At 29.8% G+C, this 19,210-nt stretch carries 20 protein-coding genes; 11 read left to right on the top strand and 9 right to left on the bottom strand.

Features of this window, described 5'->3' with window-relative positions; genetic code table 11:
* Positions 1-17 precede the first annotated feature (17 nt).
* Positions 18-461 carry a type I restriction enzyme HsdR N-terminal domain-containing protein gene (locus KCTC32516_RS11155; protein WP_301400565.1) on the bottom strand — a complete coding sequence of 148 codons (444 nt, stop codon included), beginning with the start codon at positions 459-461 and terminating at the stop codon, positions 18-20.
* 17 nt (positions 462-478) lie between these two features.
* Between KCTC32516_RS11155 and holA the strand changes: the two genes are divergently transcribed.
* Positions 479-1,483, top strand: coding sequence for a DNA polymerase III subunit delta (gene holA, locus KCTC32516_RS11150; protein ID WP_301400563.1), 1,005 nt, complete (start codon positions 479-481; stop codon positions 1,481-1,483).
* 70 nt (positions 1,484-1,553) lie between these two features.
* Here the strand turns inward: holA and KCTC32516_RS11145 are convergent, their stop codons facing one another.
* The 4 genes from KCTC32516_RS11145 to KCTC32516_RS11130 all read right to left on the bottom strand — a co-directional run bounded on the left by KCTC32516_RS11145 (position 1,554) and on the right by KCTC32516_RS11130 (position 5,131).
* Positions 1,554-2,579 carry a M28 family metallopeptidase gene (locus KCTC32516_RS11145; RefSeq protein ID WP_301400562.1) on the bottom strand — a complete coding sequence of 342 codons (1,026 nt, stop codon included), beginning with the start codon at positions 2,577-2,579 and terminating at the stop codon, positions 1,554-1,556.
* Positions 2,580-2,643: 64 nt separating this feature from the next.
* Complete coding sequence (locus KCTC32516_RS11140; RefSeq protein WP_301400560.1) at positions 2,644-3,444, bottom strand: ABC transporter ATP-binding protein; 801 nt, start codon at positions 3,442-3,444, stop codon at positions 2,644-2,646.
* Positions 3,445-4,470: a FecCD family ABC transporter permease gene (locus KCTC32516_RS11135; protein ID WP_301400559.1), complete on the bottom strand. Its 1,026-nt coding sequence runs from the start codon at positions 4,468-4,470 to the stop codon at positions 3,445-3,447.
* 79 nt (positions 4,471-4,549) lie between these two features.
* Entirely contained in the window at positions 4,550-5,131 is a 582-nt protein-coding gene (locus tag KCTC32516_RS11130; protein WP_301400557.1) for a non-canonical purine NTP diphosphatase, read from the bottom strand.
* A 493-nt stretch (positions 5,132-5,624) separates the two neighbouring features.
* On the opposite strand from KCTC32516_RS11130, the gene KCTC32516_RS11125 reads away from it, so the two are divergent.
* Positions 5,625-6,857, top strand: a complete 1,233-nt coding sequence (locus tag KCTC32516_RS11125; RefSeq protein WP_301400556.1) for a helix-turn-helix domain-containing protein — start codon at positions 5,625-5,627, stop codon at positions 6,855-6,857.
* Here the strand turns inward: KCTC32516_RS11125 and rlmH are convergent.
* The gene (rlmH, locus tag KCTC32516_RS11120; protein ID WP_301400555.1) at positions 6,820-7,293 is read right to left on the bottom strand and encodes a 23S rRNA (pseudouridine(1915)-N(3))-methyltransferase RlmH; all 474 of its coding nucleotides are present in this window, start codon (positions 7,291-7,293) and stop codon (positions 6,820-6,822) included. The two genes, KCTC32516_RS11125 and rlmH, sit on opposite strands and share 38 nt — an antisense overlap.
* Before the next feature lie 165 nt (positions 7,294-7,458).
* Here rlmH and nadC point away from each other — a divergent pair, with 165 nt between their 5' ends.
* The 6 genes from nadC to folE all read left to right on the top strand — a co-directional run bounded on the left by nadC (position 7,459) and on the right by folE (position 12,675).
* Positions 7,459-8,316, top strand: coding sequence for a carboxylating nicotinate-nucleotide diphosphorylase (gene nadC, locus KCTC32516_RS11115; RefSeq protein ID WP_301400553.1), 858 nt, complete (start codon positions 7,459-7,461; stop codon positions 8,314-8,316).
* A gap of 88 nt (positions 8,317-8,404) precedes the next feature.
* A complete protein-coding gene (locus tag KCTC32516_RS11110; protein WP_301400552.1) occupies positions 8,405-8,977 on the top strand; it encodes a pentapeptide repeat-containing protein in 573 nt (190 codons plus the stop codon).
* The gene (locus KCTC32516_RS11105) at positions 8,974-9,441 is read left to right on the top strand and encodes a hypothetical protein (RefSeq protein ID WP_301400551.1); all 468 of its coding nucleotides are present in this window, start codon (positions 8,974-8,976) and stop codon (positions 9,439-9,441) included. Before KCTC32516_RS11110 ends, KCTC32516_RS11105 begins: the two co-directional genes overlap by 4 nt.
* A 51-nt stretch (positions 9,442-9,492) precedes the next feature.
* Positions 9,493-10,437 carry a YihY/virulence factor BrkB family protein gene (locus KCTC32516_RS11100; RefSeq protein ID WP_301400550.1) on the top strand — a complete coding sequence of 315 codons (945 nt, stop codon included), beginning with the start codon at positions 9,493-9,495 and terminating at the stop codon, positions 10,435-10,437.
* Positions 10,438-10,523: 86 nt separating this feature from the next.
* Positions 10,524-11,888: a histidine--tRNA ligase gene (gene hisS / locus KCTC32516_RS11095; protein WP_301400548.1), complete on the top strand. Its 1,365-nt coding sequence runs from the start codon at positions 10,524-10,526 to the stop codon at positions 11,886-11,888.
* 91 nt (positions 11,889-11,979) lie between these two features.
* A complete protein-coding gene (gene folE / locus KCTC32516_RS11090; RefSeq protein WP_436410102.1) occupies positions 11,980-12,675 on the top strand; it encodes a GTP cyclohydrolase I FolE in 696 nt (231 codons plus the stop codon).
* 54 nt (positions 12,676-12,729) lie between these two features.
* Here folE and KCTC32516_RS11085 read toward each other — a convergent pair whose 3' ends face one another.
* Positions 12,730-13,257, bottom strand: a complete 528-nt coding sequence (locus tag KCTC32516_RS11085; RefSeq protein WP_301400544.1) for a hypothetical protein — start codon at positions 13,255-13,257, stop codon at positions 12,730-12,732.
* A 246-nt stretch (positions 13,258-13,503) separates the two neighbouring features.
* Between KCTC32516_RS11085 and KCTC32516_RS11080 the strand changes: the two genes are divergently transcribed.
* The 3 genes from KCTC32516_RS11080 to KCTC32516_RS11070 are packed head-to-tail and all read left to right on the top strand — an operon-like array spanning position 13,504 to position 15,507.
* Positions 13,504-13,968, top strand: coding sequence for an RNA polymerase sigma factor (locus tag KCTC32516_RS11080; protein ID WP_301400542.1), 465 nt, complete (start codon positions 13,504-13,506; stop codon positions 13,966-13,968).
* Entirely contained in the window at positions 13,937-14,545 is a 609-nt protein-coding gene (locus KCTC32516_RS11075; RefSeq protein ID WP_301400540.1) for a HEAT repeat domain-containing protein, read from the top strand. The genes KCTC32516_RS11080 and KCTC32516_RS11075 overlap by 32 nt, the downstream gene beginning before the upstream one ends.
* Before the next feature lie 2 nt (positions 14,546-14,547).
* Positions 14,548-15,507, top strand: a complete 960-nt coding sequence (locus tag KCTC32516_RS11070) for a DUF4097 family beta strand repeat-containing protein (protein ID WP_301400538.1) — start codon at positions 14,548-14,550, stop codon at positions 15,505-15,507.
* A gap of 67 nt (positions 15,508-15,574) precedes the next feature.
* Here KCTC32516_RS11070 and KCTC32516_RS11065 read toward each other — a convergent pair whose 3' ends face one another.
* Both KCTC32516_RS11065 and secA read right to left on the bottom strand, forming a co-directional pair.
* Positions 15,575-15,784, bottom strand: a complete 210-nt coding sequence (locus tag KCTC32516_RS11065; RefSeq protein ID WP_301400536.1) for a hypothetical protein — start codon at positions 15,782-15,784, stop codon at positions 15,575-15,577.
* 6 nt (positions 15,785-15,790) lie between these two features.
* On the bottom strand, positions 15,791-19,123 hold the full coding sequence (gene secA, locus KCTC32516_RS11060; RefSeq protein ID WP_301400534.1) for a preprotein translocase subunit SecA: 3,333 nt from the start codon (positions 19,121-19,123) through the stop codon (positions 15,791-15,793).
* Between the last annotated feature and the right edge of the window lie 87 nt (positions 19,124-19,210).

Genomic DNA, 19,210 nt, shown 5'->3' with positions numbered 1-19,210 from the left:
AACAATTTGTTAATTTGCTATTGATAATTAGGAATGTCTTTTAAAAAAATATAGGTTTCGTTTTCAAAATCCATTTTACAGAAAAAATGCTCTAATCCGTTGGTTACAACCAAGTAATTGGCTTTTAATTTTAAGTTGTAGCGCGCAATTTGATCAAAAGTGTCTTGTGATATTTTTATCTGTGGCGCTTTACATTCTACAATTATATCCGGATTTCCATCCGCATTAAAGATTAAAATATCAGTTCTTTTTTTACGATTGTTAATCGTTAATTGTTTTTCTAAAGCGATTAACGAAACAGGATATTTTTTCTCCTTAATTAAAAAGCGTACAAAATGTTGCCGAACCCATTCTTCTGGAGTTAAGACAAAATATTTTTTTCTCAAATTATCAAAAATAAGCGTATGTTTTTCGTTACTTTTGAGTTTGAAAGAATAAGTTGGAAGATTGAGTTTTTGCATCAATCAAAAGTAAGAAAATGGACGAAATAAATTCTATAGTTACCAATATAAAAAACGGAAATGTAAAACCCATTTATTTTTTAATGGGAGAAGAAGCATATTATATTGATAGAATTTCTGATTTAATAGAAGCTACTGTGTTAGATGAAGCTGAAAAAGGCTTCAATCAAGTTGTGATGTATGGAAGAGATGTTTCTATAGAAGAAATAACATCTTCGGCGAAACGCTATCCGATGATGGCAGAAAAGCAAGTTATTATTGTTAAAGAAGCACAAGATTTAAGCAGATCGATAGAAAAGTTGATTTCTTATGCAGAAAACATTCAGCCAACAACTGTTTTGGTTATAAATTACAAATACAAAAAATTAGACAAGCGTAAAAAATTATACAAAGCAATTGAGAAAGCCGGAGTTATTTTTGAAAGTAAAAAATTATATGACAATCAAGTTTCTGATTGGATTCGTAGAGTTTTAAACGGGCGAAATTATAAAATTGAACCAAAAGCGGCGTTAATGTTAGTGGAATTTTTAGGAACTGATTTGAGTAAAATCAATAACGAACTCGAAAAGCTAATTACCATTTTACCAAAAGATTCGATTATCTCTCCTGAACATATCGAAGAAAATATCGGAATTTCTAAAGACTTTAATAATTTTGAATTGCGAAAAGCAGTAGGAGAGAAGCAAATTGTAAAAGCAAATAGAATCATCAATTATTTTGCAGAAAACCCAAAGAACAATCCTATTGTAATGACTATTTCTTTGCTGAATAGTTTCTTTACGCAAGTATTGCAATACCATGGTTTAAAATCTAAAGATAAAATGAGCGTTGCAAAAGGTTTAGGCATAAACCCATATTTTGTTGGAGATTATGTTGCTGCAGCTAAAAATTATCCAATGAGAAAAGTGTCTCAAATTATTGGTTTACTTAGAGAAGCAGATGTAAAAAGCAAAGGTGTTGGCGCTAACGGAATGCCGCAAGCTGATATCTTAAAAGAGTTGCTTTTTAAAATTATGCATTAGTAGTTATTAAAAAATAAAAACCTCACAAATTGCGAGGTTTTTAATATCAAAAAAAAAAGCATTTTTTGTTTTACGGTTTGTCAACTACCAATCTGTTTTCTCTGTTGGCAATTTCCCAAGCTGTATGGAAAACCAAACGAGCTCTGTTTTGTAACAAATCATAATTAATTTTGTCTGGAGTATCTGTAGGTTGGTGATAATCTTCGTGTGCACCATTAAAATAAAAGATAATTGGCACATTGTACTTCGCAAAGTTATAATGATCTGATCTGTAGTAAAAACGATTTGGATCATTCTCATCATTGTACTTATAATCTAAATCGATTTTTGTGTATTTTGCATTCATTGCTTCAGAAAGTTCGTGCAATTCTGTACTTAATTTATCCGCGCCAATTAAATAGACAAAGTTAGGATTGTCTTTATGTCTTTCGTCAATTCTACCAATCATATCAATATTTAAATCAGCAACAGTATTTGCAATCGGAAAAATTGGATGTTGAACATAAAAACTAGAACCTAACAATCCTTTTTCTTCACCAGTTACGTGTAAAAATAAAATAGATCGCTTTGGTCTTTTTCCGTCTTTTACTGCTTTTTGAAATGCTTCTGCAATTTCTAATACAGCAACTGTACCAGAACCATCATCATCTGCTCCGTTATAAGTTTCCCCATTTTTAATTCCAACATGATCTAAATGTGCAGAAATTACTACAATTTCATCAGGTTTTTTTGAACCTTTAATAAATGCAACCACATTTTCAGAATCCTTTAAATCAGAACTTCTCCCTTGATTTAAAAAAGAAGCAGGAACTTCTTGGTAATAATCATCGCCACCTAATGGAGATGCAATTCCATGATCTACATAAAACTTGTTTAAATAAGCTGCTGCTTTTTTCTGTCCTGTTTTTCCTGTTTCTCTACCTTCAAATTCGTCAGAAGCGTAAATAAACAAATGCTTTGCTAAATCTTTCTCTGTGATTGTTGCTGCATATTTCTCAGCATAATCTATATTAGGATCAGAATTAGGTGAAATTTTACTAGCACTACAAGAAACTAAAAAAGCAATTATACTTGCAGAGAGAAGTATTTTTTTCATTGGTATTTATCTATAGTTTGGATTGATTCGTTTTTCAAGAAATTTAACATCAAATATAGAAAAACTAATTGTCTTTGCTAATTGTAAATTGGCGTAAATTTTTATTAAAATGTAATATTTCTTTAGGAAACAGATTTTTGAATTTATTTTGTTCAATTAAGTCTTCTGTTTTTCCAGAAATTACTTCATCAGAATTCATAATAATCAATTCATCAACAATTTCGATGGCTAAATTAATTTGATGTGTAGAAATTAAGATGGTTTTCTGAGTAGTTGCTACCAAATTTTTTAAAAGCTGAAATATTTTATACGTATGATGCATATCTAAATGCGCAGTTGGTTCGTCTAAAATGATGACATCTGTGTCTTGCGCCAAAGCTCTGGCAATTAATACACGTTGTAATTGCCCGTCGCTCAACTCATAAAATCGATGTTCTTTTAAATGTTCTACTTCGGTAAGTTGAATGGCGACATTTATTTTTTCGATATCTTTTTCAGATAAAGTATCAATCCAATTTGTGTACGGTTGCCTTCCAAGTGCAATTAGTTCAAAAACAGTTAATTGACTTTCTGGTAAACGTTCAGTTAATACCAAACTTAAATTTGTAGCCAATTCTTTATTGCTATATTCATGTAGGTTTTTATCATTTAAAAAAACGTCACCAGATAATTGATTTTGAACTTTAGAAATAGTTCTTAATAAGGTTGATTTTCCGATTCCGTTTTTCCCTAACAAGGCAATAAATTTCCCTTTTTCAATGGCTAAATTCACATCCGAAGCAATTATTTTTTTTGCTTTTTTCTGCTGATAACCAATAGTTAAGTTTTTGGTTTCTAAAATGATATGTTTCTTAGAAGTGTTCAATTAAACGTATATTTTCTTTTTTCTGATTAACAACCAAATAACAACAGGCGCGCCAAATAATGATGTAATTGCATTGATTGGCAACGTATATTCTAGAGTTGGTAATTGTGCTATAATATCGCAAATTAACAAGACAATTGCGCCGGTAATTGCGGTAGCCGGAATTAATATTTTATGATTTGATGTGGTAAAAATTAATTTTGCAATATGTGGAACGGCCAATCCGATAAAAGCAATTGGGCCAGAAAAGGCAGTAATTACTCCTGTTAACAAACTTGTAATTACCAAAATAATAATTCTACTTTGTTTGATGTTAATTCCTAAGCTTTTTGCGTATTTTTCTCCTAATAAAAAACTGTTCAACGGCTTTATAATTGCAAAAACTCCCGTAAAACCAATGAGGTAAATGGTGATAAAAACCGTTAATTCATCCCAAGATAAATTTCCTAAACTACCAAAACTCCAAAACACATATTGTTGAATTTGTTGTGCTTCACTAAAATAAGATAAAACGCTAATGACTGCAGCCGTAAAACTACCAAACATCAATCCGATAATTAAAATCGACATGGTATTTCGTACTTTGTTTGCTGCTAAAATAACTGCGGATAAGACTAAAAAAGAACCTAAACTCGATGCGATTGCAATGGACCAATTGGTAGATTCTAAAAAAGCAATTCCGCCAAAAAAGGAAGAACCTAAAATAAGCAATGCAACTCCTAAACTTGCTCCAGAAGAGATTCCTAACACAAAGGGGCCGGCTAACGGATTTCTAAATAATGTTTGCATTAATAAACCACTTATTGACAATCCAGAACCGACTAAAATAGCTGTAATTGCTTTTGGTAACCTAAAATTTAGAATGATGGTTTGCCAACTTTCCTTAATGGTTTCATCGCCTAAAAAGATAGCGAAAATATCTTTAAAAGGAATAGAAACTGAACCAAAACTAATATTTACAATGCACAAAACCACTACTAAAACTAGTAGTAATATAAATTGTTTTGTATATGTTTTGTTTTTCATAAAAAGAGAAATATCTGGTCGAGCGGGGTCGAGACCTAATCAAGATTAAAACCTCTCGACTCTGCTCGAGGAGACAAATTTAGGTTTTATTTTTTATTAAAAAACGTATAAGTTGTTGAATGGCATTTCCTCTATGAGAAATGCTATTTTTTTCTTCTGATGTTATTTCTGCAAAAGAATTGTTGAATCCGTTTGGTTTAAAAACAGGATCATAACCAAAACCTTTTTCACCTTGTTTTTTTGTTAAAATTTCGCCTTTGCAAATTCCCTCAAACAAAAATTGCTCGTTGTTTAAATTCAATGCAATGGCAGTTCTAAATTGTGCTTTTCTATTCGATTTATCTTTTAATTCTGATAATAATTTTTGCATATTTTTTTCAGAATTGTTTTCTGTACCTGCATATCTTGCAGAATAAACTCCAGGATTGCCATTTAAACTTTCAACTTCTAAACCAGTATCATCTGCAAAACAATTGTAACCAAATTTTTCTGTAATATAATTTGCTTTTAACTGTGCATTTCCTTCTAAGGTTGTTTCAGTTTCTTCAATTTCATCAAAACAATTGAGATCACTCAAACTTAATAATTGAATTGAGCTTGGTAGCATTTTTTGAACTTCTGCTAATTTGTTGAGATTGTTTGTTGCAAATACAAGTTTCATTTTTTTAATTTCAGCAAATGTAAGAAATTAAATAGTGAGATTTTATAGAGTTTTATTGTCTAAATTTTATATAATTACAAGATCTTTTTCATTTGTGTTTTTGAAGCAGAATATTTGTGTAATTAAATAAATAGATAAAAAATTGAAGTTTTTTTAATATGATATGTAAAAAAATCTGCCAACATATATTTAAATAAATTTTCAGAGTAGGTTTTTAATATTTCCCCCAAAACATCAATTATTACTCTTCTTATACTTTTATAAAAAAAATACTGGCAGAAGTATTTAATGTGAATGCATTTTTTTACACAATAGGTAGTCTTTAATTCGATCAAACATAAAACAAAAAAACAAAATCTAGATATAAAAGAGTTTTTATATTGTTCGTGTTTTAAGGAAATCAGTAAGAATTTTAATAAAACAGTAAAACAAATTCAAATAGCTTAATCAATTTGATTAGTTTTGAAAGATAAAACTCTAATCTAATAATATTTTGATAGAATCATTTTTATTTTTATTGACAGGCATTATTGGAGTTATAACCCTTCTTTTAATGGTTAGGTCTTATAAATCTAACCCTTTTTGTAATTTTTTTCTAGTATTAATTATTAGTGTAATTTCATTTCGTTTTTTACTTCATGGTAGTTATAAATTTGGACTACAGACAGTTTTAAATCCAGACATAGGGATATATTCAATATTTTATTTAATTATTATTCCTTGTTTTTATCTATATTATAAATACTTAATACTTCAAAATAAACCCTATAATTTTAAAGATTTAAAACACGTTGTTTTTATTCTTGTCCTATTTTTTATTAACGCAAATGAAACTATAGAAAATAGTTTTATATTTTATTTTGGCGCGATGACTAATTTCTTTTTTATAGGCATGTTTATATTATTCTATTCAATATTAACCTTTACTTTCTTAAGTAAGAAAATATGGTTTAGAAAAAATTTACTTTTAAATAGTAAGCATTTTAATTTGGTTAAAAAATGGACATTATATTTATTTACTATTAACACACTTGTTGGCGTCCTACTATTAGTATCATTGTACACCGAAGCTAATAAAGGCAGTAACCTTACAGGGAAATCAATGGCTAGTTTTTTATTATTATTTTGGTTATTTATGTTTTTTAAAATTTTAACATCTCCAGAAATATTATTTGGGCTTCCAATACTTAATAGAACTTTACTTAAATTTAATGATTCTCTAATTGAAAAGAAAGAGGTTGAAACATTTAATGAAAATGTAAGTAATAATTGGGTTTTAGAAACTGAGGGTAATAAGAACAGTCAAGATAAGAGATTGCAAGAAAATATTAGAGCTAACATTGTAAGTTATATTAAAGAAGTTGATAATTTAAGTATTAAAAAAGTGATTTTTCGTAGCTCAAAAATTTCACAAAATGATATCGCTGAAATTTTAGGGGTGCCTACAAGCCATATTGTTTATTTATTTAAATATCATTCTAAAATTTCTTTTTCTGAATACAGAATGAGTAGTAGGATACAAGATGCTATTACGCTTATAAAAGAAGGTTTTTTAAATACAGAAACTTTTGAGTCTTTAGCTTTCAAAATAGGCTTTTCATCTTATAACCCGTTTTTTATTGCTTTTAAAAAAGGAACAACATATTCTCCTCAAGATTATGTTAAAGCTAAAAAAAAACAAACCTTATTTATTCGTGATGATATGGTTCATTCTTCAAAATGGTAAATCCTCTATAAATTTGTTCCACAATAAATAAGCGAATCATTTGATGAGAAAATGTCATTTTAGAAAGCGATAATTTACCTTGTGCTTTTTTATAAACGGCATCAGAAAAACCATAAGGTCCGCCAATTACCAAAACCAATTGTTTAATTCCTGCATTCATTTTCTTTTGTAAATACTGAGAAAATTCTATGGATGTAAACTGCTTTCCTTTGTCATCTAACAAAACTAATTGATCGGTGTTTTGCAATTTGCTCAATATCAATTCTCCCTCTTTTTCTTTTTGCTGAACCTCACTTAAATTCTTTACATTTTTAATGTCAGAAATCAGTTCTAATTCAAATTTAATATAATGTTGCAAACGTTTTTGATACACTTCAATTAATTGATGCAAATTTTTATCATCTGTTTTTCCGATGGCGAGAAGTTTGATTTTCATGGTGTATGTCTGGTCGAGCGCAGTCGAGACCTAATTAAAACCTCTCGACTGCGCTCGAGGTGACAATTACTGTCAGAGCAAATTTATTCGTTTTTCACTCATAAATTCACTCGAACTGACAAAAAGTTGAAAATCATTCCTATTTTTACATCACAAAACCATTTTATGATATCACAACAACAATTTGAAACGGAATTAAAAATCATTATTACCAATGCCATTCGAGAAGATGTTGGAGAAGGAGATCACACATCACTTTCTTGTATTCCTACGGATGCAAAAGGCAAAGCAAAATTATTGGTAAAAGAAGACGGAATTATTGCTGGTGTTGCCTTTGCGAAGATGATTTTTAAACAAGTTGATGCAGATTTACAAATTGAAACCTTGATAAACGACGGGGAAAAAGTAACATTTGGAGACATCGTTTTTTATGTTTCTGGGCGTTCTCAATCTATTTTAAAAGCAGAACGTTTGGTGTTAAATTCCATGCAACGCATGAGTGCAATTGCAACGAAAACACGCTTTTTTGCTGATTTATTAAAAGGCACAAAAACAAAAGTTTTAGACACACGAAAAACAACACCCGGAATTAGAGCTATCGAAAAATGGGCAGTTAAAATTGGTGGCGGAGAAAATCATCGTTTTGCGTTGTATGATATGGTAATGATTAAAGACAATCACATTGATTTTGCTGGCGGAATTACAGAGGCAATTAACAAAACAAAAGCGTATTTAAAACAAAATAATATTGATATCAAAATTATTGTAGAAGCAAGAAACTTAGAAGAAATTCAAGAAATTTTAGATTGTGGTGGCGTGTATAGAATTTTAATCGACAATTTTAATTACGAAGATACTCGCAAAGCAGTTGCATTAATTGGCAATACATGTTTAACAGAATCTTCTGGCGGAATTAACGAAGAAACCATCAGAAAATATGCAGATTGTGGCGTAGATTTTATTTCTTCTGGCGCGTTAACACATTCGGTTTATAATATGGATTTAAGTTTAAAAGCTGTTTAATTGAGTTTTAAAGTTTAAAAGTTGAAAGTTCGAAAGTAGATGAGAACTTAATAAACTTTTTACTTTCTAACTTTAATACTAAATATAAATGATAGACAATTACTTCGATAGCGAAACGTATTTAAAAGCTGATTTCACAAAAACCAACATCAAAAAAGGAGAATATGACAATTGTACTTTTACCAATTGTAATTTTGAAAATGTGCACGCGTCAAATATTCAGTTTGTAGAATGTGAATTTATCGATTGTAATTTAAGCAACACCATTGTTACAAATACTGCTTTTAAAGAGGTGAATTTTATGAGATGTAAAATGATTGGCGTAAAATTTAATGAATGCGATTCGTTTTTATTACAACTAAGTTTTAATGCGTGTCAGTTAAATTTTTCATCGTTTTATCAATTAAAGATTCCAAAAACGTCATTTAAAGATTGTAATTTAGACGCTGTAGATTTTACCGAAACTGATTTGAATATGGCTTTGTTTGAAGATTGTGATTTAAAAAATGCAATTTTTACACAAACCAATTTAGAAAAAGCTAATTTTATCACTTCGACTAATTTTTATATCGATCCAGAAAACAATCGTTTAAAAGGAGCGAAGTTTTCTAAAGAAAATATTGAGGGATTGTTACAAAAGTATAATATTGTTATTGAATGAAGTTGAGTAATACTTTTTTATTAATAATTGTCTTTTTCTTATTTTCTTGTGATAAGAAAAATAATGAAAAGGTTATTGTTTTTAATGTTGTGACAAACAAAAAATTTAATCTTTCTTTAAGTATAAAAAATAAAGACACAATAATTGATTATAAATATTTATCTAAAGAGAAAATAAAAAACTTAGGTTTTAGATATTATATAAAAAAGGATGTTTTAGTTGGAGAAGATATTTTCTTTTTTAAAAATAAAAAGGTTAATTATAAAAATATAGATTTTAAATTATACGGATTAAGTGCTGGTAATGGATTAGTTAGCCATCCAGGAATGATTTTTTTCAATAAAGAATATGGTATTTTAGCAAATGCAACTTATGGTGCTAGTTTTCTATTTTTAAAAGATTCAATTTCTAAATTAGAAAGAGAACAACTTTTTAATAAAATAATTTCTAAAATTGAAGAATAATATAAAACCTTTGAACCTTTTTTAAAACCTTTGCAACTCAGTAACAAATAAATGACAAAAGAAATAGAAGATAAACTAGAACAAGTTCCCATTATTAATATTTTGGTGCGTTTTGGTAAAAAGATAAAAATCCCTGGTTTACAAGGAATGTCTTTATACGATTTACTAGAAATGTATATTTTAGGTATTGTTAAAGGCGCCTTAACAACGCGTGCTGGTGGAATTGCATATAGTTTTTTTATGGCAATTTTTCCGTTTCTATTATTTGTGTTAACGTTAATTCCGTACATTTCTATTAATGGTTTTCAAGACGGATTGATGTCTTTAATTTCAGAAGTTTTACCACCAAAAACCTTTGAAGCAAGTCAGTTAGTAATTCAAGATATTTTAGTAAACCAAAAAGCAGGATTGTTATCATTTGGATTTTTAGCGTCTATTTTTTTAATGACAAATGGTGTGAATGCCATTTTTGGGGCATTCGAATATTCGTACCATGTAAAAGAAGTGCGAAGTGTTGTAAGAGCGTATATAATTTCGTTAGGCGTTTCTTTAGTAATGGTGTTTTTCTTAGTCGTTACCGTGGCGTTAATCATTTTTTATCAAATAGGATTAGACAAATTAATAGCGCGTGGTTGGTTAGATAATGATATTTTTTGGTTGCAAATAGGGAAAGGATTTTTATTTATCGCCATGGTTTTTACCATTGTTTCTATGTTGTACCATTTTGGAACAAAATCTGGAAAACATTCTAATTTCTTTTCGCCAGGAGCAATTTTCACCACCATCTTATCCATTTTTACGTTCTATTTATTTAGTATTTATGTAACCGAATTTTCTAAATACAACGAGCTGTACGGCTCAATCGGAACCTTATTAATATCGATGTTATTTGTGTGGTTAAATGCAATTATCTTATTATTAGGTTTCGAACTTAACGCAAGTATTTATAGTTTAAGACGCAGAAATAAAACCTTTACAACTCCCAAAAAATTATAACTTTTTCACGATATTTGTCCGCGCAGCGGATTTAAGTATTTTCTACTTACTGATAACTGTTCACTGATAACTGAACACTGAATTATATGAAACCAAGTATCCCAAAAGGAACAAGAGATTTTTCGCCAACAGAAATAGCCAATCGTAATTATATTTTTAATACGATAAAAGCTGCTTTTGAAACCTTCGGATTTCAACCAATAGAAACGCCTAGTTTTGAAAATTCTTCTACCTTGATGGGAAAATACGGAGAAGAAGGTGATCGTTTGATTTTTAAAATTCTGAATTCTGGGGATTATTTATCTAAAGTTGATGAAAAATTATTATCAGGAAAAGACAGTACGAAGTTAACTCCACAAATCTCCGAAAAAGCACTTCGATACGATTTAACAGTTCCTTTTGCAAGATACGTTGTTCAACACCAAAACGAAATTACATTTCCGTTTAAACGCTATCAAATTCAGCCAGTTTGGAGAGCAGATCGTCCGCAAAAAGGACGTTTTAGAGAGTTTTATCAATGTGATGCAGATGTTGTTGGAAGCAAATCTTTATGGCAAGAAGTTGAGTTTATTCAGTTGTACGACTCTGTTTTTAATACGTTAGGATTAGCAGGAACAACGATCAAAATCAATAATAGAAAAATATTATCTGGAATTGCAGAAGTGATTGGCGCAAAAGACAAATTAATCGATTTTACAGTTGCGTTAGATAAGTTAGATAAAATTGGAAAAGATGGCGTTGTAAAAGAAATGATCTCGAAAGGAATTACAGAAAACGCGATTGAAAAAGTAAGTCCGTTGTTTGATTTTTCTGGTTCAAATACAGCTAAAATAAGTTCATTAGAAGCGATGTTACAAACTTCTGAAGAAGGAATGAAAGGCGTTGAAGAATTGCGATTTGTGTGTAATTCTATTGAAGAATTAGGATTGCAATCGGCGACTTTAGAAGTTGATGTTACTTTAGCAAGGGGATTGAATTATTACACGGGAGCAATTTTTGAAGTTGCTGCACCGAAAGAAGTAAAAATGGGTTCGATTGGCGGCGGCGGAAGATATGATGATTTAACAGGAATCTTTGGATTGCCAGATGTTTCTGGAGTTGGAATTTCGTTTGGATTAGACAGAATCTATTTAGTATTAGAAGAATTAGGTTTGTTTAAAGCTGTTGAATTGCCAAAGCCAAAAGTAATTTTCTTAAATTTTGATGCGACAACAGATCTTCTTAAAATGAAAGCGATTTCTGAATTGAGAAAAAACAATATTAAATCAGAATTTTATCCTGATTTAGGTGAAAGTAATAAACAACAAAAACGACAATGGAAATACGTTACCAATAGAGCACTAGAATTTGTAGTTTCTGAAGTTGACAATGATGTTTTTACGTTAAAGAATATGAATTCTGGAGAACAAACAACATGTTCATTATCAGAATTGATAGAGAAATTAAAGTAAAAAAAAAACTATAGATTCATAGTTTTAATTTATAGAGAATCGAATATAATACGTTGCAAACACGTAAATTTGCAAACTAATAAAGAAAGAAATGTTTGAAGTGAATAGCAAAATGAATGACGAAAGAGTTGAAGAAATAGGAGAGAACCACGTTGGTACATCGGCAAAAACGCCATTACGAGACGATGCGTTTGTTCTTTCTAACGAAGAAAAAATTAAGAGGATCCAGGAAAGTGTAAAAGATATTTTACAAACTTTGGGAATGGATTTAACAGATGATAGTTTACAAGGAACTCCAAAAAGAGTTGCCAAAGCTTTTGTAAATGAATTGTTTATGGGATTAAATCCTGCAAATAAACCAGCAGCATCTACATTTGATAATAATTACAATTATGGAGAAATGTTAGTAGAGAAGAATATCGTTGTGTATTCTACTTGCGAGCATCATTTATTGCCAATTATTGGTAGAGCACATGTTGCTTATATCTCTGACGGAAAAGTAATTGGTTTGTCAAAAATGAATAGAATTGTGGAGTATTATGCAAAGAGACCTCAAGTTCAAGAACGTTTAACTATGCAAGTTGTACAAGCAATGCAAGAAGCTTTAGGTACAGATGATGTTGCTTGTGTAATTGACGCAAAACATTTGTGTGTAAATTCTCGTGGAATTAAAGATATAGAAAGTAGTACAATTACTGCAGAGTTTGGTGGAAAGTTTAAAAATAAAGATACGAAACAAGAATTTTTAGATTACTTAAAAATGGATACAGATTTTAAGAATATTTAAAAATATTCTTTTAAAATAGAAAAACGCCATTACGAAAGTAGTGGCGTTTTTTGTTTAAAAGCTGTAGCCAACACTTAGATTGAAAATATTTCCAATTAGTCTTAAATCTTTAAATGGATTGTTTTTATTGAAGTCTTCAATAACGTAAAATCTACTAAATATATTTAAGCCAGTTTTAAAGAAAAGATGATTTTTAGATTGATATTTGTATCCAATTTTTACACCTCCATAAATAATTCTCTCTTTATCGTTTGTTTTTTTAGTATTTGAATAGATAGCTCCAATGCCAATTTCGAAATGATTATTTTTATGTAAACCAGTTGTTAGATTAAAATATACTGGAATTGAATAGCCACTATCGTTCACACTTTCTTTGTTATCAAAACCAAAACCAATTGTTGAGTTAAAGTAAACAGTATTACTTGTAAATAACATTCTGTCGTAGTTTATTGAGAAAGGTTTAAGTGATAAACCGCCAATTTCAAAGTATATGGCATTTTTATTTGGTTGGGTATAGTTATTTTTATCTGTCTGCGAAAACAGAGAGGAAGTGAAAAATAATAACAATATAAATTTCTTCATTTTCGTGCTGTTTTAACAAGTATAACGGTTTTTAATCTGTTTTATTAATTTAGCTATAAAAATAATTGAAAATCTTTTCCTATTTTTTGAGACACAAATACTTTTCTTACGTTATAAAGATGTAAGGTTAACCAAACAGTATCTTTTTTGACTCAAAAAGACATCATACAAAAATGTAAACAAAATGATTACACAGCTCAAATTGAGGTGTATAATGAGTATAAGAATTTTTTGTACAATAGTTGTTTGAGAATCTTAAAAAGTAAAGAAGATGCAGAAGATTTGGTGCAAGATGCTTTTATAAAAGGATTTGAAAAGATACATCTAGTACATGATGACGTGAATTTAGCGGCTTGGTTTCGGTGCATTGCAATCAATTTGTGTTTTGATAAAATAAGAAAAGAAAAAAACATTTTTTCTTTGGAATATTCTAAAGAAATAGAAGCGGAAACAGCAGCAATGGAGTTTGAGAATACTGAAGAAATTTCGATAGATTTTATCAAAGAATGCATCAGCAAATTAAAAGAAAAATATAGAGTAATAGTAGTGTTGTATATGATTGAAGAGTACAATCACAGAGAGATTTCTGAAATCTTGCAAATCAACGAAAGTACTGTTAGAAATCAATATGCTAGAGGAAAAAATCAATTGATAACACTATTAAAAAAACATCAAAACAATGAATTTAAAAGAACACATTCAGCAACATAAAAACGAATTTGATTCTGAAAAAATGTCAGCAACATCAGAAGTTCTTTTCAAAAAGAAACTTCAGGCAGCATTGCATCAACCTAAAAAACTGAAAGAGATGTATTTGCGTTTTATTGCTGTTGCAGCAAGTATTGTGTTGGTGTTTTCTATTTTCTTTTGGAATCAGAATTCTGGAGTTTCTGCAGAAACAAAAGAAGTATTAAGTTATTTAAAAGATGAATCAGCTGGAAAACGTTTAGAAGGCGTGTATAAATTTGATGATGAATTTAAAAAAGAAGATTCAAAAATAATAAACACATTGATTCAAATTTTGCACAACGATACAAACGCAAATGTAAAAATTGCAACGATTGATGCGTTGTTGAAATTTCCATCAAATGACAATATAAGAATCAATTTAATTACTGCTTTAGAAAAGGAGAAAACTCCGTTAGTACAAATAAAAATTATTAAATCGTTAAGCTTTTTAAGAGAACATCGTGCACAAAAAAACCTTAAAAAAATCATTAATAATAATGAAACATTCCCAATAGTTAAGAGCAACGCAACCTTAGCTATGAATCAATTAAAACAATAATCATGAAAAAAATAATCACAGTAATAGTTGTTGTGTTTTTAGCTGTCTTATCAGTAAATGCACAAGAGAAAAAAATTAAATTTAACAAAGGAATTTTAAGTATTTGTTCTGCTAAAAACTTTCAAATTGAAGGATATGATGGGAATGAGGTAATTATTAAAAGTTTGCATGATAGTAGTAGATATATGATTACAAAAGTTAAGGCGACAAAAAATGTTAGGTTTAGTTCAAAAGAAAATTTAAAAAATCAATTTAAAAAAGGAACGTTTTATACAACAACTAACGGAAGATTAGATTCACTACCAGCTACTAGGTCTAATAGCTTATTTTTCTCAAGAACAGACTTTGGTAAAAAAGAAGGACTGAAAAGATTAGGAAAGAAACAAGAGAATAAAGAACTAGGAATCTATTTTATTATTGAACAAAAAAACGAAGAATTGGTGTTTAGAGATAATGATAATGGTCAGATGGTAATGTTTGGAAATGAAAAATATATTATTAAAATACCAAATTCATTAAAGCTAAAATGGGATACGAGTAATTGTAAAAAAACAAATCAAAATAGATCTATTTTTTACTCAAATAAAACATCTTCGTTGTCAAATTTTAATGGAGAAGTTGAGTTGACAACATCGTTGAGTAATTTTAAATTGACTGATGTTACTGGTCCAGTTTCTATCAATTCAATTGGCGGAAATGTTACCGTATCATTTGATAAAAAACTACCATTAAAATTGTATTCTGTTTACACAAATAATGGGTTTATAGATATTACAATGCCATCGAATTCTGATGTAAATGTAGAAGCAAACGCTTCAGCGATTTATAGCGATTTAGCTTTTAATGTGTTGCAGGATAGCGAATCTGACGGACAACAACACATGAAATTAAAATTAAAACGAGGAAAAGTAAAAATGAAACTAGAAGCTGGTTTTGGAACTGTTTACTTGAGAAAAAAATAAAAGAAATTATTTCAACTAAAAAAAGCCGATGCAATGCATCGGCTTTTTTTATTTTATAGAGAAAAAGTTACTTTTTAAAACTTTTCAATCTTCCTATTCCGCTATATAAAATCAATCCTCCAAAAAACAAATTAAATAAAATATAGATAGATTTGCTTTCCGTTTTTAAAGAGAAAATTAGATAGTAAATTTCTTGTTCATTAAAGAAGGCGTAAAAACCTTTAATAACAAAACTGAAACCAACTATGATGTAAATATATGGAATTGCTTTTTTCATTTTTAATTATTTTACCAAAACCCATTCTCCTTTTTCAATCAAAGGGATGGCTTGTTTGTATTTTACTTCTTTTTCCTCTCCGCTCATTACATTTTTAATTGTAATACGTTCGTTTCTTCCAATTTTTGGTTGTTCTCTAACTACAGTTTCAACGGGTTCGTTTTGTTGTTGTCTAGAATTGTTGATTGCTTGTTCTGAACTATTTTGAACATCAGCTTTACTAACGTTTAAACGTTCTCTTTTTTGTTGACGCGCCTCAGAAATACTTCCTTGATTAGGAATTTCTCCTTTAAATAAGAATGATAAAACTTCTTTATTTACGTCATCAATCATTACTTTAAATAACTCGAAGGCTTCAAATTTATAAACTAATAATGGATCTTTTTGCTCATACGATGCATTCTGAACAGAACTTTTTAATTCGTCCATTTTACGTAAATGCGTTTTCCAATTTTCGTCGATAATTGCAAGTGTAATATTTTTTTCAAAATCCTTAACTAGCTCTTTCCCTTCAGATTCGTACGCATTTTTTAAATTGGTTACAACTTGTAAACTCTTTACACCATCAGAAAACGGAACTACAATTCGCTCATATTTATCGCCTTCATTTTCGTATACATCTTTAATAACAGGAAAAGCAGCAACTGCGTTTTTAGCAATTCTATCTTGATAATGTGCATAAATTGTTTCGTACAATGAATCAATCAAGGCTTGTTCGCTCATAGATTCAAATTCTTCTTCAGAAAAAGGAGAAGACATTGATGAAAAACGAATCAATTCAAATTCGAAATTTTTAAAATCTTTTAACGGTTTGTTTTGATTTACAATAGCTTGACAGGTATCGTAAATCATGTTTACAATATCAATTTTTAAACGATCTCCGTCTAAAGCATGTCTTCTTCGTTTGTATACAAACTCACGTTGAGCATTCATAATATCGTCATATTCTAACAAACGTTTACGAATCCCAAAGTTGTTTTCTTCAACTTTCTTTTGAGCTCTTTCAATAGATTTGGTAATCATAGAATGCTGAATAACTTCGCCTTCTTTTAATCCCATTCTATCCATCATTTTTGCAATTCTGTCCGAACCAAAAATACGCATCAAATTGTCATCTAAAGCAACATAAAACTGTGTAGAACCAACATCTCCTTGACGACCAGCTCTTCCACGTAATTGTCTGTCAACCCTACGAGAATCGTGTCTTTCTGTACCAACAATAGCCAAACCTCCAGCTTTTTTTACTTCTTCAGAAAGTTTAATATCTGTACCACGACCCGCCATGTTTGTTGCAATAGTTACCACTCCAGGTTTACCAGCTTCGGCAACAATATCTGCTTCTTTTTTATGCAGTTTTGCATTTAATATATTGTGCGATATTCCACGCATCTGCAACATTCTACCTAATAATTCAGAAATTTCAACCGAAGTTGTTCCTACTAAAACAGGTCTTCCTTGCTCCACTAATTTTACAACATCTTCAATAACAGCGTTGTATTTTTCTCTAGTTGTTTTATAAACTAAGTCTTCTTTATCGTCTCTTTGGATTGGTTTATTAGTAGGAATTTCTACAACATCTAATTTATAAATTTCCCAAAGCTCACCAGCTTCTGTAATCGCAGTTCCTGTCATACCAGAAAGTTTACGATACATTCTAAAGTAATTTTGTAAAGTAACTGTTGCAAATGTTTGCGTTGCGTCTTCAATCTTTACATTTTCTTTTGCTTCAATGGCTTGATGTAATCCGTCAGAATAACGACGACCGTCCATAATACGACCTGTTTGCTCATCAACAATCATTACTTTATTATCAATTACTACATATTCTGTATCTTTTTCGAATAAAGAATAGGCTTTCAATAATTGATTCATTGTATGAATACGCTCACTTTTTATGCTAAAGTCTTTGTATAATTCTTCTTTTTTTGCCGCTTTCTCTTCAGGAGCATCTTCACTATTATCAATCTGACCAATTTTTACACCAATATCTGGCAACACAAAGAAGTTTTCATCACTCGTTTTTCCTGATAAATGAATAATTCCTTTGTCTGATAAATCAATAGAATTGTTTTTCTCTTCAATGACATAGTATAAGTCAGCATCAACTTCTGGCATCAATTTATTATTGTCTGCCATGTAGGTGTTTTCTGTTTTTTGAAGAATTTGTTTGATTCCTTCTTGTGATAAAAATTTAATTAACGCTTTGTTTTTAGGAATTCCACGGAAAACTCTTAACAATAAAAATCCACCTTCTTTGGTATTTCCTTCTGCGATTAATTTTTTAGCTTCTGCTAAAACTCCAACTAAATAATGTTTTTGTAAGGTAACAAGATCAGCAACTAAAGGTTTTAGTTCGTTAAACTCATGTCTGTCTCCTTGCGGAACAGCACCAGAAATAATTAACGGTGTACGAGCATCATCAATTAATACAGAATCTACCTCATCAATAATTGCATAATTTGGTGGTCTTTGCACTAATTCTTCTTTTGTGTGCGCCATATTATCACGCAAATAATCGAAACCAAATTCATTATTTGTTCCGTATGTTATATCGGCATTGTATGCTTTTCTACGTTCATCAGAATTTGGTTGATGTACATCAATACAATCAATACTTAATCCGTGAAACTCTAAAATTGGTCCCATCCAAGCAGCATCACGTTTTGCTAAATAATCATTAACAGTAACAACATGAACTCCTTTTCCGGTTAATGCATTTAGGTAAACAGGCAAAGTAGAAACCAAGGTTTTTCCTTCTCCAGTCATCATTTCTGCAATTTTTCCTTGATGCAATACAGAACCACCAATTAACTGAACATCGTAATGAATCATGTCCCAAGTTATTTTTAGACCAGATGCGTCCCAAGAATTCGGCCAAACAGCTTTATCACCTTTTAAAGTTACATTTTCTTTAATTGCTGATAATTCTCTGTCAAATGGAGTAGCGGTTACTTCAATTTCAGTATTGTTTGTAAATCTTTTTGCAGTTTCTTTAATTACTGCAAAAGCTTCTGGCATTATTTCTTGCAAAACAGCTTCAGAGGCTTCGTAAGTTTGATCTTTTAAGGTGTCAATTTCTGTATAAATTGCTTCTTGTCTGTCTATATCTGCGGATAAAGCTTCTTGCTCTAATTCAGTGATTTTTGTTTCAAAAGAATTAGTTGCTTCTTTAATTTTAGCTCTAAACTCATCAGATTTTGCCCTTAATTCATCATTTGATAAATTGCCAATCGCTGTTGCAAAAGAGTTTGTTTTTTCAACGATGGGTTGTAGTAATTTTAAATCTTTTTGTTGTTTGTCTCCAACAAATACTTTTAGGACCGAGTTTAATAAGCTCATTGTATATATTCTGTATTAAAATTCAATTTTATAAATTGAATACTGATTTATAATTAGTTGATAATAAATAAGTTGATATTTATTGAC

Source organism: Polaribacter huanghezhanensis (assembly GCF_030444335.1).
Classification (GTDB): domain Bacteria; phylum Bacteroidota; class Bacteroidia; order Flavobacteriales; family Flavobacteriaceae; genus Polaribacter; species Polaribacter huanghezhanensis.
This window is presented reverse-complemented; position numbering and strand designations above follow the sequence as displayed.

Coding starts and splice junctions, on each gene's coding strand:
- KCTC32516_RS11155 (WP_301400565.1), bottom strand. CDS start 461: ATGCAAAAACTCAATCTTCCAACTTATTCTTTCAAACTCAAAAGTAAC.
- holA (WP_301400563.1), top strand. CDS start 479: ATGGACGAAATAAATTCTATAGTTACCAATATAAAAAACGGAAATGTA.
- KCTC32516_RS11145 (WP_301400562.1), bottom strand. CDS start 2,579: ATGAAAAAAATACTTCTCTCTGCAAGTATAATTGCTTTTTTAGTTTCT.
- KCTC32516_RS11135 (WP_301400559.1), bottom strand. CDS start 4,470: ATGAAAAACAAAACATATACAAAACAATTTATATTACTACTAGTTTTA.
- KCTC32516_RS11130 (WP_301400557.1), bottom strand. CDS start 5,131: ATGAAACTTGTATTTGCAACAAACAATCTCAACAAATTAGCAGAAGTT.
- rlmH (WP_301400555.1), bottom strand. CDS start 7,293: ATGAAAATCAAACTTCTCGCCATCGGAAAAACAGATGATAAAAATTTG.
- nadC (WP_301400553.1), top strand. CDS start 7,459: ATGATATCACAACAACAATTTGAAACGGAATTAAAAATCATTATTACC.
- KCTC32516_RS11110 (WP_301400552.1), top strand. CDS start 8,405: ATGATAGACAATTACTTCGATAGCGAAACGTATTTAAAAGCTGATTTC.
- KCTC32516_RS11105 (WP_301400551.1), top strand. CDS start 8,974: ATGAAGTTGAGTAATACTTTTTTATTAATAATTGTCTTTTTCTTATTT.
- KCTC32516_RS11100 (WP_301400550.1), top strand. CDS start 9,493: ATGACAAAAGAAATAGAAGATAAACTAGAACAAGTTCCCATTATTAAT.
- hisS (WP_301400548.1), top strand. CDS start 10,524: ATGAAACCAAGTATCCCAAAAGGAACAAGAGATTTTTCGCCAACAGAA.
- folE (WP_436410102.1), top strand. CDS start 11,980: ATGTTTGAAGTGAATAGCAAAATGAATGACGAAAGAGTTGAAGAAATA.
- KCTC32516_RS11085 (WP_301400544.1), bottom strand. CDS start 13,257: ATGAAGAAATTTATATTGTTATTATTTTTCACTTCCTCTCTGTTTTCG.
- KCTC32516_RS11075 (WP_301400540.1), top strand. CDS start 13,937: ATGAATTTAAAAGAACACATTCAGCAACATAAAAACGAATTTGATTCT.
- KCTC32516_RS11070 (WP_301400538.1), top strand. CDS start 14,548: ATGAAAAAAATAATCACAGTAATAGTTGTTGTGTTTTTAGCTGTCTTA.
- KCTC32516_RS11065 (WP_301400536.1), bottom strand. CDS start 15,784: ATGAAAAAAGCAATTCCATATATTTACATCATAGTTGGTTTCAGTTTT.
- secA (WP_301400534.1), bottom strand. CDS start 19,123: ATGAGCTTATTAAACTCGGTCCTAAAAGTATTTGTTGGAGACAAACAA.